Below are 16,318 nucleotides of genomic sequence, written 5' to 3' on the forward strand. Positions count from 1 at the left end.
TGCGCCGTGAGGGGTGGTCCCCAGGGCTCGGGGCCACCCCTCACGGTCACTCAACTGCTACCGGCCGGTCGCGACTACTTCTTCGCGAGCTCGGCGGCGTTCTTCTCGAGGTCCTCGATGCCACCGCACATGAAGAAGGCCTGCTCGGGGACGGAGTCGTACTTGCCGTCCGCGATCGCGTTGAAGGCCTCGATGGTCTCCGACAGCGGCACGGTCGAACCCTCGACACCGGTGAACTGCTTCGCCACGTAGGTGTTCTGCGAGAGGAAGCGCTCGATCCGACGGGCACGGTGGACGGTGAGCTTGTCCTCCTCGCCCAGCTCGTCGATGCCGAGGATCGCGATGATGTCCTGGAGGTCCTTGTACTTCTGCAGGATCCCCTTGATGCGGAGCGCCGTGTCGTAGTGGTCCTGCGCGATGTAGCGCGGGTCCAGGATGCGGGACGTGGAGTCCAGCGGGTCGACGGCCGGGTAGATGCCCTTCTCGGAGATCGGACGGGAGAGAACCGTCGTCGCGTCGAGGTGGGCGAAGGTGGTGGCCGGCGCCGGGTCGGTCAGGTCGTCCGCGGGGACGTAGATCGCCTGCATCGAGGTGATCGAGTGACCGCGGGTCGAGGTGATGCGCTCCTGCAGGAGGCCCATCTCGTCGGCCAGGTTCGGCTGGTAGCCCACCGCGGAGGGCATACGGCCGAGCAGGGTCGACACCTCGGAACCGGCCTGGGTGAACCGGAAGATGTTGTCGATGAAGAGCAGAACGTCCTGCTGCTCGACGTCGCGGAAGTACTCCGCCATCGTCAGGGCGGACAGGGCGACGCGCAGGCGGGTGCCCGGCGGCTCGTCCATCTGGCCGAAGACCAGCGCGGTCTTGTCCAGAACGCCCGAGTCGACCATCTCGTGGATGAGGTCGTTGCCCTCACGGGTGCGCTCGCCGACACCGGCGAACACCGACACACCACCGAAGTTCTCGGCGACGCGGTAGATCATTTCCTGGATCAGAACGGTCTTGCCGACACCGGCACCACCGAACAGACCGATCTTGCCACCCTGGACGTACGGGGTGAGCAGGTCGATGACCTTGATACCGGTCTCGAACATCTCGGTCTTGGACTCGAGGTCCTTGAAGGCCGGGGCCTTGCGGTGGATCGGCCAGCGGACCTCGACCTGGGACTCGAACTCGTCCTTGTCGACGTTCAGGACCTCACCGAGGGCGTTGAAGACCTTGCCCTTGGTGACCTGGCCGACCGGGACCTCGATGGCCCTGCCGGTGTCACGCACGACCGTGCCGCGCACGACGCCGTCGGTCTGCTGCATCGAGATGCCGCGGACCAGGCCGTCGCCGAGGTGCTGCGCGACCTCCAGCGTCAGGGTCTTCGTGCCGCCGTCCGACGTCTCCACGTCGAGCTTCAGCGCGTTGTACATGTTGGGAATCGCGTCGACGGGGAACTCCACGTCGACGACCGGGCCGATGACCCGCGCGACGCGGCCCGTCGCCGTGGTCGGCTCAACAGTGGTGGTCATGTCTTATTCACTCCCCGCGTTAGCGTCGGCGAGGGCGTTGGCGCCGCCGATGATCTCGCTGATTTCCTGGGTGATCTCGGCCTGTCGGGCCGAGTTGGCAAGCCGCGTGAGCGCCTTGATGAGCTCTTCCGCGTTGTCGGTCGCCGACTTCATCGCACGACGCCGGGCGGCGTGCTCCGAGGCGGCCGACTGCAGCAGTGCGTTGTAGATCCGGCTCTCGACGTACCGCGGCAGCAGGGCGTCGAGGACGCCCTCGGCCGACGGCTCGAAGTCGTACAGCGGGAAGATCTCCGCCTTGGCCGGCTTCTCGTCGCTGAGCTGGACCTCGTCCAGCTTCAGCGGCAGCAGCCGGGCCTCGACGGCGGTCTGGGTGAGCATCGACTCGAACTTGGTGGAGACCAGGTGGAGCTCGTCCACCCCGCCGTTCTCCGCCGTGAACGCCTCGATCAGCTCGCCGGCCACCGTCTTCGCGTCACCGTACGTCGGCTTGTCGGAGAATCCCGTCCACGCTGCCGCGACCTCACGGTGGCGGAAGTTGTAGTACGAGACGCCCTTGCGGCCGACGATGTACGTCACCACATCCTTGCCCTCGGCCCGCAGCCGCTCGGAGAGAGCGGTCGCCTGCTTGATGGCGTTGGTCGAGTAGCCGCCGGCCAGACCGCGGTCCGCCGTGATCAGCAGGACCGCGGCGCGGGACGCCGCCGGGTTCTCGGTGGTGAGCGGGTGCTTGGCGTTGGACCGGGTGGCCACCGCCGTCACCGCCCGGGTCAGCTCATCGGCGTACGGAGTGGAGGCGGCCACCGCGCGCTGCGCCTTGACGATGCGCGACGCGGAGATCATCTCCATCGCCTTGGTGATCTTCTTCGTCGCGGTGACAGAGCGGATCCGGCGCTTGTAGACCCGAAGCTGTGCTCCCATGGGTCGTTACGTCCTTTCCCTCGCTACCGGACTCAGGCCTGCTCGCCGAGGAGCTTGCCGTCGGCGGTGGTGAAGCCCAGCTTGAAGGCCTTGATCGCCTCGGTCAGCGCGTTGATCGTGCCGTCCTCCAGCTTGGAGGTCTCCACGATGCCGGCCAGCAGGTCCTTCTTGGAGGTCCGCAGGTGGTCCAGGAACTCGCGCTCGAAGCGGCGGATGTCCGCGACCGGTACGTCGTCCAGCTTGCCGGTGGTGCCGGCCCAGATGGAGACGACCTGCTCCTCGACCGGGAACGGCTGGTACTGGCCCTGCTTGAGCAGCTCGACCATGCGCGCACCGCGCTCCAGCTGGGCCTTGGAGGCCGGGTCCAGGTCGGAACCGAAGGCGGCGAACGCCTCCAGCTCGCGGTACTGGGCCAGGTCCAGGCGCAGGCGGCCGGCGACCGACTTCATGGCCTTGATCTGGGCCGAGCCACCGACGCGGGAGACCGAGATACCGACGTTCACGGCCGGGCGGATGCCGGCGTTGAACAGGTCGGACTCCAGGAAGCACTGGCCGTCGGTGATCGAGATGACGTTGGTCGGGATGTACGCCGACACGTCGTTGGCCTTGGTCTCGATGATCGGCAGACCGGTCATCGAGCCCGCGCCCAGCTCGTCCGAGAGCTTCGCGCAACGCTCCAGCAGGCGGGAGTGCAGGTAGAAGACGTCACCCGGGTAGGCCTCGCGGCCCGGCGGACGACGGAGCAGCAGCGACACGGAGCGGTACGCCTCGGCCTGCTTCGACAGGTCGTCGAAGATGATGAGGACGTGCTTGCCGTCGTACATCCACTCCTGGCCGATGGCCGAGCCGGTGTACGGGGCGAGGTACTTGAAGCCCGCGGGGTCGGAGGCGGGAGCAGCCACGATCGTGGTGTACTCCAGCGCGCCGGCCTCCTCCAGGGCGCCACGGACCGACGCGATGGTCGAGCCCTTCTGGCCGACGGCGACGTAGATGCAGCGGACCTGCTTCTTCGGGTCGCCGGAGCGCCAGTTGTCGCGCTGGTTGATGATCGTGTCGATCGCCACCGCGGTCTTGCCGGTCTGGCGGTCGCCGATGATCAGCTGACGCTGGCCGCGGCCGATCGGGGTCATCGCGTCGATGGCCTTGATGCCGGTCTGCATCGGCTCGTGCACCGACTTGCGGACCATGACGCCGGGGGCCTGCAGCTCCAGGGCACGACGGCCGCTGGAGGCGATGTCGCCCAGGCCGTCGATCGGGTTGCCCAGCGGGTCCACGACGCGGCCGAGGTAGCCCTCGCCGACCGGGACGGAGAGGACCTCGCCGGTGCGGTGCACCGTCTGGCCCTCCTCGATCCCCGAGAACTCACCGAGGATGACGACACCGATCTCGCGGGTGTCGAGGTTCAGCGCGAGGCCGAGCGTGCCGTCCTCGAACCTGAGCAGCTCGTTCGCCATGACCGAGGGCAGACCCTCGACATGCGCGATACCGTCCGCTGCGTCAGTAACCGTGCCGACCTCTTCACGCGAGGCCGCGTCCGGCTGGTACGACTGGACAAAGTCGGCCAGCGCGTCCCGGATTTCCTCCGGACGGATCGTAAGCTCCGCCATCAGGCTTCCCTGCTCTCCTAGTTTGCGATCCTCGGCCCGCCATTGAGGGCCGCAAGTATGTTCCGCGTCATGGCCCGGGTCGGTGTGTACCGCCCCGGGGTCCGGGGGTTGCCCCCCGGACGACGCAGTCGACTCTCGGCCGGGTCGTTGCGAACCGGCCGTACGATTTACCGGCTCCCGCCAAGCGGGGCCGGCGCCCGACCGAGGGTCGGATGTTGCTCGGTGCTCAGCCTTCGAGCGCCTGGCGAGCGCCTTCGAGGCGGCTCGACACGGTCCCGTCGATGATCTCGTCGCCGATCTGCACCCGGACACCGCCGCGGACCGCGGGGTCGACGTCGATGTTCAGGTGGACCTGGCGGCCGTACAGCCGGCCGAGGGCGCCCGACAGGCGCTCCCGCTGGCTGTCCGACAGCGGCACAGCGCTGGTGACCACGGCCACCACGCGACCGCGCCGGGTGGCGGCGAGCTTCGAGTAGGACTCCAGGCCCTGCTCAAGGCTACGTCCACGCGGGTTCGCGACCAGGCCGGTGACCAGCCGGACGGTGCCCGGGTTGGCCCGGCCGCCGAGCAGCTTGACGACCAGCGCGGCCTTGGCGGCGGCACCTGCCTTCGGCTCGGTGAGCGCACTGCGCAGCTCGTGCGAGCCGTTGACGATCCGGCCGAAGCGGAACAGCTCGTCCTCGACGTCGTCCAGGGCACCGGCCTTGTCGGCGGCGATGACCTCGGCGTACGCGGCGAGCTCCTCGGTGGCGTCCACCAGGTCACGCGCGCTCGACCAGCGGGAGCGGGCGAGGCCCGACACCAGGTCGATCGTCTGGCCCGAGACCTGGCCGGCGAACAGCGAACCGACCAGCCCGGCCTTGTCCTGACCGGACCGCGAGGGGTCGGTCAGGACGCGGCGCAGCGACACCTCGCGGTCCAGCAGGACCGTGACGGCGGCGAGCTCCCCGGCCAGCTCGGCCGAGTCCACCGAGGTGGAGTCGGTCAGGCTGTCGAGGTTCTTCCGCGCTGCGGCGAGGGCCTCACGGCTTGCGCCGATCACTTGGCAGCCGCCGTGGACGCGGCGGCCTTGGCCTCCAGGTCCTCAAGGAAACGGTCGATCACGCCACTCTGCCGGGCGGAGTCCTCCAGGGACTCGCCGACGATGCGGGAGGCAAGCTGCGAGGCGAGCGAACCCACGTCGTGACGCAGAGCCGCCGTCGCCTGCTTCTTGTCCGCCTCGATCTGGGCGTGGCCCGCGGCGACGATGGACTCGCGCTGACGCTGGCCCTCCTCGCGCATCTCGGCGACCAGGGCGGCACCCTGCTCACGCGCCTGCTCGGTGATCCGAGCGGCCTCGTGACGTGCCTCGGCGAGCTCGGCACGGTACTGCTCAAGCAGAGCCTGAGCCTCGCGCTGAGCGATCTCGGCCCGCTCCATACCGCCCTCGATGGCGTCCCGGCGGTCCGCCAGCACCTTCTCGATGCTGGGCAGGAGCTTCTTGCCGAGAAGGCCGAAGACGATGAAGAAGCAGAGCAGGCCGATGATGACCTCGGGCCATGCGGGGAGGAGAGGGTTCATCTTCTCCTCGGCCGCGATAAGGACCTCGGGGTTCATATCAGAACCTTTCGTCGAAAAGACGTACGACAGGAATTAGGCGCCGGTGCCGTAGACGAACGGCATGACGATGCCGATGAGGGCGAGCGCCTCGGTCAGCGCGAAGCCGATGAACATGTTGGAGCGGATCAGGCCGGCAGCCTCAGGCTGACGGGCCATGGCCTGCACACCGTTGCCGAAGATCAGACCGACACCGATGCCGGGGCCGATCGCAGCGAGGCCGTAGCCGACGGAAGCGATGGAACCGGTGACGCCAGCGGCGAGGATGCTCATATCAGCTGTCCTTTGCGGGGTGAAGAACCGGTGGTGGTTGGCCACCGGACGAAATGGGGGGTACGGGGGTGCTACAGGGTCAGTGCGCTTCTTCGAGGGCACCGGCGATGTAGCTGCTGGCCAGCATCACGAAGATGTACGCCTGCAGGAACTGGACCAGCAGCTCGAAGCCGGTGAGGCCGACGGTCACCCCGAAGGAGACCGTGCCGTACAGCGCACCGAGAGTCGGGCTGAGCAGGTACCAGGAGGCCACGGAGAAGACCACGATCAGCAGGTGGCCGGCGAACATGTTCGCGAAGGCACGGACCGCGAGCGTGAAGGGGCGCACGATGATGTTCGAGAAGAACTCGATCGGCACCAGGATGAACATGACCCAGCCGGGGATGCCGGAAGGCCAGCAGAGGTTCTTCATTCCGCCCACGAAGCCGTGCTTCTTGAACGTGAGCGACATGTACGTGATCCACACGACCGCCGCGAGTCCGACCGGGAACGCGATGCGCGACATCACCGGGAACTGTGCGAAGGGAATGATGGACATGATGTTCATGATCCAGATGAAGAAGAACATCGAGACCATCATCGGGACGTACTTCTCGCCCTTTTTGCCGATGGTCTCCAGCACGATGCTTCGCTTGACGAAGTCGTAGCCGATCTCGCCGACCAACTGGAGCTTCCCCGGGAGGAGCTTCGGCTTGGCGAACGCCGCCCAGAAGAACACGACGACCAGCAGAGCGCAGATCAGCGCCAGCAGCATGGGCTTGGTGAAGTCCACGCCGCCGACGGTGAAGATCGGCTTGAAGTCGAACTCGTTCAGGCCGGGGGCCGGGAAGCCGCAGCCGTTGTCCCCGCCGAAGTGGCAGCTGCCCTCAGAGGCGAGGGACGTGAGTACAGCACTCACCACGGACTCCTTCGTCGTGACGCATGATTACGGCAACCTCGGTGTGTCGGCGTGGCCTGCGGCCACAGTGCGGCACTGGAACTTGATGGGTTTCTCGCCGACCCGGCGCGGTAGTGCTGAGCACCGCCGCGGGATCATCGAAGACTGCGCGGATCCGGGGGGCGATCCGTCCGCCGAGCGGATGGACCAGGCCTCTTCCCGTTGTCCGTTGTTGCGACGGACGATAGCAGTCCGTCAGGGCGGCATAAACACCGCCCCCCTCGTTGGGGGGACGGTGGAGCCTCGTCACTGTTGACGCCCCGAGTCCGAAGGCTTGTCGGCCTTCTTTTCGGAGGCGTCGGGCTGGACGTAGAACATCTTCGCCTTCATGGCGCCGCGCACCTGGAAGCCCGTCCAGATCAGAGCGCAGCCGAGCAGCGTGAAGCCGAAGACCTTGGTGTCGAAGAGCGTCGTGTTCTTGAACACTGCGAGAACGATGCCCACCAGCAGGATCTGCGTGGTGTACACCAGCAGCGCCGCAGCCATCATCATCTGCGGGTTGTTCCTGGTCAGCCGATCGAGGGCGACCTGGCCCGAGCTGAAGAAGGCCATCACCAACAGGGTCGCGAAGAGGGCGCCGAGCAGTCCTTTGCCACCCACGACCACGGTCGAGATCGCCATGGCGATGGCTCCGGCGACCGCAGTGGGGATTGCGGCGCCGCGAAGGATCCGGGCGTCGGGGGACGGCATGTCGGCAACTCCGGCGGCATGTCGGGGAAACGGGGGACGGGCGCACAGTGCGGTGGGTGGCACCTACCGGGAAGGATCGCCGCAGGCCGGCCGCTTGGCGGCGAGCCCGTCGAGGGAGACCCGACCAGGGACGGAAGTCCTCCACCTGTCAGGTCTTTCGGCGCGTTTCTCGGTACTCGTGAACGGTATCACAAACTATTTGATGAGAGCTTTACCATGAATGTGTGGTACCTGTCACACCGACGGCCCAACGGTGCCGCCGTACGGGTGAAGCAGATTGACACACCATCACACGCGCCGGTCAGCTCTCGCGCGAGCCCCGTCCGCGCCCGTGGCCGCCGACCGCCGAAGCGCCGGTACCCAGCCGTCCGAGCAGCTCCTTGTCCTTCGCCGAGAGCTCCGCCATGGCCGGCGCCGCACCGGGCACCTCCTCGCCCGCGGCCCGTTCCTCGGCCCGGCCACCGGCCCGGCCCGCGGCCGCCGCCGCCTTCTTCGCCGGCTTCGTTCCGGCCTTCGCCCCGGTCGGTTCCGCGGCCTGTTCCGCCGCCTGTTCGCCGGCTTCGGTGCCGACCGTGGCCGGCTGCTGCCCGGTGTCCGCGCCGGCCCGGCGGTAGCGCGGGGGCACGAAGGCCTGCACCGCCTGCGGGGCGTGCGGGCGGAACCGCGGGATCAGCAGCACGACGATGCCCAGCAGGCAGAACCCGGCGATGGTGAGCACCACGGTCCGGCCGGTGTCGGTGACCGAGAAGGCCACCGTGCCGAAGGCGATCAGCGCGGCCCAGAAGTACATGATCAGCACGGCCCGGCTGTGCGAGTGCCCGACCTCCAGCAGCCGGTGGTGCAGGTGCTGCTTGTCGGCGGCGAACGGCGACTTCCCGGCCCAGGTGCGGCGCACCACCGCGAGCAGCAGGTCGGCCAGCGGCAGCGCGATGACGGTCAGCGGCAGCAGCAGCGGGATGTAGACGGGCACCAGCGTGTGCACGGTGACGGCCAGCGACTCGGTGCGGTCGGTCAGCAGGTCGGGGTCCACCCGGCCGGTGATGGAGATCGCCGAGACGGCGAGCATCAGGCCGAGCATCATCGAGCCGGAGTCGCCCATGAAGATCCGGGCCGGGTGCAGGTTGTGCGGCAGGAAGCCCAGGCACATGCCGATCAGCAGCGCGCTGAACAGGACGGCGGGCGCGGCGGCGGTGATCGTGTAGCCGTACCAGAGCCGGTAGGAGTACAGGAAGAAGGCGCCTGCGGCGATGCAGACCATGCCGGCCGCGAGGCCGTCCAGGCCGTCGATGAAGTTCACCGCGTTGACCATGATCACCACCAGGGCGACCGAGATGACCATGCCCTGGGTCGGGCCGACGGCCACCGCGCCGTAGCCGGGCAGCGGCAGGGAGATCACCGTCACGCCCTGCCAGACCATCACGCCCGCGGCGATCATCTGGCCGCCCAGCTTGACCAGGGCGTCGACGCCCCACTTGTCGTCCAGCACACCGAGGATCCACATGATCCCGGCGCCGGAGAGTAGCGCCCTGATGTCCGAGCCCTCGACGAACGCCTTGCTCAGGTTGTCGAGTTGGGAGGCGACCAGGACGCCCGCGCAGAGTCCGCCGAACATCGCGATGCCGCCGAGCCGGGGGGTCGGCTCGCGGTGCACGTCGCGGGCCCGGACCGGCGGCATGGCGCCGGCCAGGATGGCGAACTTACGGACGGGGCCGGTCAGCAGATAGGTGACGGCCGCGGTGCAGAACAGCACCAGCAGATACTCACGCACCACGCGCCTCCAGCGTCACAGTCCGACGGGTGAATACCGAAGGTACTCCCGTGCTCTTCCGGGGTTCGAGGTGCTTCGCCACGGCACATACCTTATTGAGTTGGACGCGGTCCGTGTGCATCGCGGTTCGCTTCGACGGGTACGGATCCCTGTTCAGGCCCCGCCCGGGCGGGTACGGAGCGGGATCCGGCGCTCAGCTCCGGCCGGCGAACTGCCAGGCGAGCTCCCGTACCCGGGCCCCGATCCGGGCCTGCGGACCACCTTCGAGCACCTGTCCGACCAGGGCGGCGATCTCGGTGAGCTCCGTCTCACCCATCCCCTGCGCGGTCACCGCGCCGGTGCCCAGCCGGATCCCGGAGCCCTCGGCGGCCGGCGCCGGGTCGTAGGGCAGGGCGCACTTGCCCAGCATCAGTCCCACCGCGGCGCACCGGCGCTCGGCCTCCGCGCCGCTCACCCCGAGCGGGGAGACGTCCGCCGTCACCAGGTGGGTGTCGGTGCCGCCGGTGGTCGGGCGCAGCCCGGCCGCGGCCAGCGCGGCGGCCAGCGCGCGGGCGCCGGCGACCGTGCGGCGGGTGTAGTCGCGGTACTCCGGGGTGGCCGCCTCGGCGAACGCCACCGCCTTGCCGGCCACCTCGTTCATCGCCGCACCGCCCTGGGTGAACGGGAAGACCGCCCGGTCCACCCGGTCGGCCAGCTCGGAGGTGCAGAGCAGCAGACCGCCGCGCGGGCCGCGGAGCAGCTTGTGGGTGGCGGCGACGGTGATGTCCGCGTACGGGACGGGTGACGGGGCCGCTCCCCCGGCGACCAGGCCGACGGTCTGCGCGGCGGAGGCGATCAGGTAGGCGTCGACCTCGTCGGCGATCTCCCGGAAGGCCGCCCAGTCCAGGTGGCGGGGGTAGGAGATGCCACCCGCGATGATCGCCTTCGGGCGGTGCCGGCGGGCCAGTTCGCGGACCTGGTCCAGGTCGACCAGGCCGTCGTCCTCGCGGACGCCGTAGCCGACGAACTCGAACCACCGGCCGGAGAAGTTGGCGCGCGAGCCGCAGCTGAGGTGCCCGCCGTGCTCCAGGGACATCGACAGCACCACGTCGCCGGGCCTGAGCAGCGCCGCGTAGGCCGCCAGCATCGCCGAAGTGGCGGACCGGGGCTGGACGTTGGCGTGCGGGGCGGCGAACAGCGCGCGGGCCCGGTCGACGGCCAGCAGCTCGGCGGCGTCGGCGAGGGTGCAGCCGGTGTGGTGGCGCCGGCCCGGGTAGCCCTCGGCGTACTTGTCGATCAGCGGGCCGCCCAGCGCGGCCAGCACGGCGGGACTGGTGAGGTTCTCCCCGGCGAGCAGCTGCACGCTCTCGGCCCGCCGCTCGGCCTCGGCGGCCAGCAGGTCGGCCAGCTGCGGATCGGCCTGCCGCAGGGCCCGCGAGGGCTGCCATCCCCCGGCTGCGGCGCCCACGCCGGTGTCGGGGTGGGCGGGTTCGCCGTGCGCGGTGTCGCGAAGGGCGGTACCGGACTGGGCGGTGTCGTGGCGCGCGGTGTCGGAATGCCCGCTCTCGGAGCGACCGGTGGGGGCATCGGTGACGGTCATGGCGGGACTCCCGGGCTGCGGGTGCGGGCACCTCCCGGCCGAAGGCGGGGGGAGAGGTTCCTCCAGCGTAGGACCGGCCCGCGCGGCCGTCCTGCCGACGCGAGGCGGGTGCACCCGTCAGGGCGCAGGACCCCCGCGGCGGGTGGTGCCCGGGGGCGTCAGCGCGGCGCCTGGACGCCGGTCAGCGCTGTGACGACCGGGTCCACGGCGTGGAATATCTCCTCGCCGCAGTTGCGGAACATCCCGATCGGCGCGCCGTAGGGATCGTCCACCTCGTCCGACTCCGGGGTCGCCGCGAGCAGCCAGCCGCGCAGCGCGGCGGCCGCCCGGACCAGCGCCCGGGCCCGCTCGGTGACGTCGGCGCCGCGCCGGGGGTCGGGCAGCGTGCCCGGGTCGATCCGGCGGACCAGGCGGGTGAACTCCTTCAAGGTGAAGGTGCGCAGCCCGGCCGCGTGGCCCATCGAGATCACCTGGGCCCGGTGGTCCAGCGTCGCGGTGAGCACCAGGTCGGCCTCGACCACGTGCTCGTCCAGCAGCTCGCGACCGGTGAAGCCGCCGCTGTCCGCCCCGTACTCGTCCAGCACGGTGGCGGCGTGCGCCTCCATCGGGGCGCCCTCGTGGCCCCACGTACCGGCGCTCTCCACCAGGATCCGGCCGGCCACCCGGGGGCTCAGCCGGGTGTCCAGCTCACGCCGGGTGAGCCGCTCGGCGATCGGCGAGCGGCAGATGTTCCCGGTGCAGACGAACAGGATCCGGAAGTGGTCGAGCGGGCGGGGCGCCACGCTGAGGTACGGCGATATGCCGGGCCCCGCGTGCAGGGAGGTCGCCGTCAACTGCCGGCCTCCAGGTCGGGGACGACCTCCCTCAGCTGCTCGGCGCTGATCGCGCCGGCCCGCAGCAGGACCGGGACCTTGCCCGTGACGTCGACGATGGTGGAGGCGGTGGCGTGGTCGGCCCGGCCGCCGTCCAGGTACACCGAGATGGCGTCGCCGAGCTGCTCCTGGGCCTCGTCGCAGGTGGCCGGGGACGGGCCGCCGGTGCGGTTGGCGCTGGAGACGGCGAGCGGGCCGGTGGCGTTCAGCAGCTCGATCGCGACCGGGTGCAGCGGCATCCGGACGGCGACGGTGCCCCGGGTCTCGCCGAGGTCCCAGCGCAGCGAGGGCTGGTGCTTGGCGACCAGGGTGAGACCGCCGGGCCAGAAGGCGTCGACCAGCTCCCAGGCCCGCTCGGAGAAGTCGGTGACCAGACCGTGCAGCGTGGTCGGCGAGCCGACCAGGACGGGGGACGGCATGTTGCGTCCGCGGCCCTTGGCGGCCAGCAGCGCGGCGACGGCCTCCGGGGAGAAGGCGTCCGCGCCGACCCCGTAGAGGGTGTCGGTCGGCAGCACGACGATCTCACCGCGGCGGATCGCCGAGGCGGCCTCGCGCAGTCCGGTGGCGCGGTCCCCTGCGTCGGCACAGTCGTAGCGGCGGCTCATCGGTGCGGTCCCCTTCCGAGATGGCTCATGGCGTTGACGGCCGGGTCCGCGGCGGCGCCCCGGGCGCGGCGCCGTGCTGCCCGGTCGTGGTGGTGCGGCAGGTCGCGGCGCTGCGGCCGGCCGCTGTGCCCGAGGGTCACAGCGACGCCTTCCGGGCCGTGGTGAAGCGCGGGCGGTTGTTGAGGTCGCGGTGGTCGGCGGCGTCCGTCCAGCCGCCTTCCTCGTTGAAGATCCACGGCACCTGGCCGCCCTGGGTGTCGGCGTGCTCGATCACGACGGCGCCGCCGGGGCGCAGCAGCCGGGCGGCGACCCGCTCGATGCCGCGGATGGTGTCCAGGCCGTCCTCGCCGGAGAACAGCGACATCTGCGGGTCGTGGTCGCGGGCCTCGGGCGCGACGTACTCCCACTCGGTGAGCGGGATGTACGGCGGGTTGCTGATCACCAGGTCGAAGCGGCCGTCCCAGGAGCGGTCGTCCTCGAAGGCGCGGGTGGCGTCCCCGGCGTGCAGGGTGACCCGGGCGCGGTCCGAGCTGGCCGCGATGTTGCGCCGGGTGTAGCGCATGGCGCCCTCGTCCAGCTCGAAGGCGTGCACCTGGGAGCGCGGCAGTTCCTGGGCCAGGGCCAGCGCGATCGCGCCGGAGCCGGTGCACAGGTCGACCACCAGCGGCTCGGCGACGTCCATGTCCCGGACGGCGTCTATGGCCCACTCCACGACCGTCTCGGTCTCGGGCCGGGGCACGAACACCCCGGGGCCGACCTCCAGCTCCAGGTACCGGAAGAAGGCCCGGCCCGTGATGTGCTGGAGCGGCTCACGCGCCTCGCGACGGGAGATGGCCTCCCAGTAGCGGGCGTCGAAGTCGGCGTCCGGGACGGTGTGCAGCTGGCTGCGCTTGACGTTGTGGATGTGTGCGGCGAGTTCCTCCGCGTCGAAGCGCGGCGACGGCACGCCGGCCGCGGCCAACCGCTGGGTGGCCTGGGCCACCTCGGCGAGCAGCAGGTTCATCCGCACGTACCCCTTCCGGCGCAGCCCGGTGGTCGACTCCGGGCCGGGTTGCTCAGTTCTGTTGTGCCGAGGCGAGCTTGGCAGCCGCGTCGGCGTCCACGCACGACTGGATCACCGGGCTCAGTTCGCCGTCCAGGACCTGGTCCAGGTTGTACGACTTGAAGCCCGTGCGGTGGTCCGAGATGCGGTTCTCCGGGTAGTTGTACGTCCGGATGCGCTCGGAGCGGTCCACGGTGCGGACCTGGCTACGACGCGCGTCCGAGGCCTCCTGCTCGGCGGCCTCCTGCGCGGCGGCCAGCAGCCGTGAGCGCAGGATACGCATGGCCGACTCCTTGTTCTGGAGCTGGCTCTTCTCGTTCTGGCAGGAGGCCACGATACCGGTCGGCAGGTGGGTGATCCGGACGGCCGAGTCGGTGGTGTTGACGGACTGGCCGCCGGGGCCCGACGAGCGGTACACGTCGATCCGCAGGTCGTTGGCGTGGACCTCGACCTCGACCTCCTCGGCCTCAGGGGTGACCAGCACGCCCGCCGCCGAGGTGTGGATCCGGCCCTGGGACTCGGTGGCCGGCACGCGCTGCACACGGTGCACGCCGCCCTCGTACTTCAGACGGGCCCAGACGCCCTGGCCGGGCTCGATGGTGCCCTTGGTCTTCACGGCCACCGAGACGTCCTTGTAGCCGCCGAGGTCGGACTCGTTGGAGTCGATGATCTCGGTCTTCCAGCCGGTCCGCTCCGCGAAGCGCAGGTACATCCGCAGCAGGTCGCCGGCGAACAGCGCGGACTCCTCGCCGCCCTCACCCGCCTTGATCTCCAGGATCACGTCCTTCTCGTCGCTCGGGTCCCGGGGGACGAGAAGCAGGCGCAGGTCCTCGGTCAGCTCCGCCTGGCGGGCCTCCGCGGACTTGATCTCGGCGATGAAGTCAGGGTCCTCGGCGGCGAACTCGCGGGCCGCCTCGATGTCCTCGCCGGCCTGGCGCCAGGCGCGGTAGGTGGCGGTGATCGGGGTGAGCTCGGCGTAGCGCTTGGCGAGCTTGCGGGCGTTCGCCTGGTCCGCGTGGACGGACGGGTCGGCCAGCCGCTCCTCGAGGGCGGCGTGCTCGACGAGGAGCTCTTCGACTGCCTCGAACATGGGATGGCCTACTTCCGGATCGGTCTGCGGTGGCTGCGTTGCGCGGGCGGTGCTGCGGTGCGGCAGTGCGTCGGTGGGACGCGAACGGCGCCGGTCCCGGTGCCCCCGTGCTGGACGGGGGCACCGGAGACCGGCGCCGTGGGAGCGCTAGGCCGTCTTGCCGCTGTGGCCCTTGCCGAAGCGGGCCTCGAAGCGGGCGACGCGGCCACCGGTGTCCATGATCTTCTGCTTGCCGGTGTAGAACGGGTGGCACTGCGAGCAGACCTCGGCGCGAATGACGCCACTGGTCTCGGTCGAGCGGGTGGTGAACTCGTTGCCGCAGGTGCAGGTCACGGAGGTGACCACGTACGTGGGGTGAACGTTGGGCTTCAAGGGGTTCTCCTAGGTTCGGGAGGGCACCGGGTCGGCGTCTGATCAGCCGCACGTGAACCGGGACCGACGGACCAGTCTGCCAGGACTGCCCGCTTCTTCCCAAACCGGGAACCTCCGGGGGATATTCCGGACACCCTGGGCCGGATCTCAGCGCCCTACGGCGGCGGCCGCCGAGCCGCTCGCGGAGCCGCCGGGCAGGCCGCTCGGGGAGCCGCTCGGGACACCGGCGGGAGCAGTGGCGGGAGCAGTGGCGGGAGAGCCTCCTGAGGGCCGTGTGGCGGCCCCGGAGGGCGAGGTGGCGGGATTGCCCGGCTGCACCGCCAGCACGGCCTGCGGGACGGCCTGGTCGGTCTTCAGGGCCGCCCACAGCTGGCCGGCCTGCGGCTGCTGGGAGACCACCCGGTTGGGGTCGGAGGGGGCCGTCACGACCGGCAGGGTGACCATGGCGAGCTGCGCGGGGCCGATGCCCCTGAGCGACTGCGCGAGACCGACCAGGGAGTTCACCGAGGCGAGGTCCGAGTCGGTCGTGATGCTGCTGGTCAGGGTGTCCCCGACGGACCAGAGCTTCACCGGGTTGGAGAACAGTCCGATGCCGGCGACCTGCTGCAGCACGGACTTCATCATCTGCTTCTGGAGTTCTATCCGGCCCAGGTCGCTGCCGTTGCCCACGCCGTGCCTGGTACGCACGAAGGCGAGGGCCTGGGTGCCGTCGAGGTGGTGGGTGCCGGCCGCGAGGTCGAGGCCGCTGTCCTTGTCGTGGATGGCCACCGTGGTCGTCACGGTGACCCCGCCTATGGAGTCGATGACGTGCGCGAAGCCGGAGAAGTCGATCTCGACGTAGTGGTTCATCCGCAGACCGGTGAGCTGCTCGGCGGTCTTCACGGCGCAGGCGGCGCCACCGGTCTCGTAGGCGCTGTTGAACATCGCCCGCTGGACGGCGGCCACGGTCCTGCCGGTCTTGTCCGTGCAGGCGGGACGGGCGACCAGGGTGTCGCGCGGGATGGACACCACCTGGGCGCCGGAGTGGTCCTGGTTGACGTGCACCACCATGGCGGTGTCCGAGCGGGCGGTGTCGGCGGTGTCGCCGCCGGCCAGGGCGCCGTTGCCGCCCGCCCGCGAGTCCGAGCCGAGCACCAGCAGGTTGAACGAGCCGTCGGTGGCGGCCGGCGGCCGGGCGGTGCCCAGGCTGGCGTCGATGTCGACGCTCTTGATGTTGCCGTTGAACTTCCAGTACGCGTAGCCGGCCACCCCCGCGCCGATCACCGCGACGGCGACCATGGCGCAGACGGCGATCCGCAGGGCGCGGCGACGGGGGCTGCGGCCCTTCTCGTGATCGGCCATCCGGTTCCGTCCTCGAGACTAGGCGATTTTTCCCTTATCTCCCTCTTATGGCCGATATGGCCACCCGTTCGAGCATAGGCGAAGCGGGCCGAACCGGCGGCCGGTGCACCG

The 16,318-nt window shown here is 70.2% G+C and carries 16 protein-coding genes; all 16 read right to left on the minus strand.

Going from position 1 to position 16,318, the window contains the following annotated elements; translation table 11 throughout:
- Positions 1 to 74: 74 nt before the first annotated feature.
- The gene (gene atpD, locus OG689_RS16000; protein ID WP_190209410.1) at positions 75 to 1,517 is read right to left on the minus strand and encodes a F0F1 ATP synthase subunit beta; all 1,443 of its coding nucleotides are present in this window, start codon (positions 1,515 to 1,517) and stop codon (positions 75 to 77) included.
- Between the two features lie 3 nt (positions 1,518 to 1,520).
- Positions 1,521 to 2,435, minus strand: coding sequence for a F0F1 ATP synthase subunit gamma (locus tag OG689_RS16005; RefSeq protein ID WP_266321047.1), 915 nt, complete (start codon positions 2,433 to 2,435; stop codon positions 1,521 to 1,523).
- A gap of 32 nt (positions 2,436 to 2,467) precedes the next feature.
- Entirely contained in the window at positions 2,468 to 4,042 is a 1,575-nt protein-coding gene (gene atpA, locus OG689_RS16010) for a F0F1 ATP synthase subunit alpha (RefSeq protein ID WP_266321049.1), read from the minus strand.
- 226 nt (positions 4,043 to 4,268) lie between these two features.
- A complete protein-coding gene (locus OG689_RS16015) occupies positions 4,269 to 5,084 on the minus strand; it encodes a F0F1 ATP synthase subunit delta (RefSeq protein ID WP_266321051.1) in 816 nt (271 codons plus the stop codon).
- Positions 5,081 to 5,638, minus strand: a complete 558-nt coding sequence (locus OG689_RS16020; RefSeq protein WP_266321053.1) for a F0F1 ATP synthase subunit B — start codon at positions 5,636 to 5,638, stop codon at positions 5,081 to 5,083. Before OG689_RS16020 ends, OG689_RS16015 begins: the two co-directional genes overlap by 4 nt.
- A gap of 36 nt (positions 5,639 to 5,674) precedes the next feature.
- Complete coding sequence (gene atpE, locus OG689_RS16025) at positions 5,675 to 5,911, minus strand: ATP synthase F0 subunit C (protein WP_266321055.1); 237 nt, start codon at positions 5,909 to 5,911, stop codon at positions 5,675 to 5,677.
- A 79-nt stretch (positions 5,912 to 5,990) separates the two neighbouring features.
- Entirely contained in the window at positions 5,991 to 6,812 is an 822-nt protein-coding gene (gene atpB / locus OG689_RS16030) for a F0F1 ATP synthase subunit A (protein ID WP_266321056.1), read from the minus strand.
- A gap of 282 nt (positions 6,813 to 7,094) precedes the next feature.
- Positions 7,095 to 7,538 (minus strand): hypothetical protein, encoded by a 444-nt coding sequence (locus tag OG689_RS16035; protein ID WP_266321057.1) that lies wholly within the window; start codon positions 7,536 to 7,538, stop codon positions 7,095 to 7,097.
- A gap of 301 nt (positions 7,539 to 7,839) precedes the next feature.
- On the minus strand, positions 7,840 to 9,306 hold the full coding sequence (locus OG689_RS16040) for an MraY family glycosyltransferase (protein WP_266321059.1): 1,467 nt from the start codon (positions 9,304 to 9,306) through the stop codon (positions 7,840 to 7,842).
- Positions 9,307 to 9,499: 193 nt separating this feature from the next.
- Positions 9,500 to 10,885 (minus strand): serine hydroxymethyltransferase, encoded by a 1,386-nt coding sequence (gene glyA / locus OG689_RS16045; RefSeq protein WP_266321061.1) that lies wholly within the window; start codon positions 10,883 to 10,885, stop codon positions 9,500 to 9,502.
- A 158-nt stretch (positions 10,886 to 11,043) separates the two neighbouring features.
- Entirely contained in the window at positions 11,044 to 11,685 is a 642-nt protein-coding gene (locus OG689_RS16050) for a protein-tyrosine-phosphatase (RefSeq protein ID WP_073926347.1), read from the minus strand.
- Positions 11,686 to 11,714: 29 nt separating this feature from the next.
- Positions 11,715 to 12,362, minus strand: coding sequence for an L-threonylcarbamoyladenylate synthase (locus OG689_RS16055; protein ID WP_266321063.1), 648 nt, complete (start codon positions 12,360 to 12,362; stop codon positions 11,715 to 11,717).
- Positions 12,363 to 12,498: 136 nt separating this feature from the next.
- Positions 12,499 to 13,365: a peptide chain release factor N(5)-glutamine methyltransferase gene (prmC, locus tag OG689_RS16060; RefSeq protein ID WP_073926126.1), complete on the minus strand. Its 867-nt coding sequence runs from the start codon at positions 13,363 to 13,365 to the stop codon at positions 12,499 to 12,501.
- A 52-nt stretch (positions 13,366 to 13,417) separates the two neighbouring features.
- A complete protein-coding gene (prfA, locus tag OG689_RS16065) occupies positions 13,418 to 14,494 on the minus strand; it encodes a peptide chain release factor 1 (protein WP_266321065.1) in 1,077 nt (358 codons plus the stop codon).
- Between the two features lie 147 nt (positions 14,495 to 14,641).
- Positions 14,642 to 14,866: a 50S ribosomal protein L31 gene (gene rpmE / locus OG689_RS16070; RefSeq protein WP_266321066.1), complete on the minus strand. Its 225-nt coding sequence runs from the start codon at positions 14,864 to 14,866 to the stop codon at positions 14,642 to 14,644.
- Positions 14,867 to 15,013: 147 nt separating this feature from the next.
- Positions 15,014 to 16,207 (minus strand): LCP family protein, encoded by a 1,194-nt coding sequence (locus OG689_RS16075; protein ID WP_266321067.1) that lies wholly within the window; start codon positions 16,205 to 16,207, stop codon positions 15,014 to 15,016.
- Positions 16,208 to 16,318: the final 111 nt, after the last annotated feature.

Origin of the sequence: Kitasatospora sp. NBC_00240 (assembly GCF_026342405.1) — a bacterium.
Classification (GTDB): domain Bacteria; phylum Actinomycetota; class Actinomycetes; order Streptomycetales; family Streptomycetaceae; genus Kitasatospora.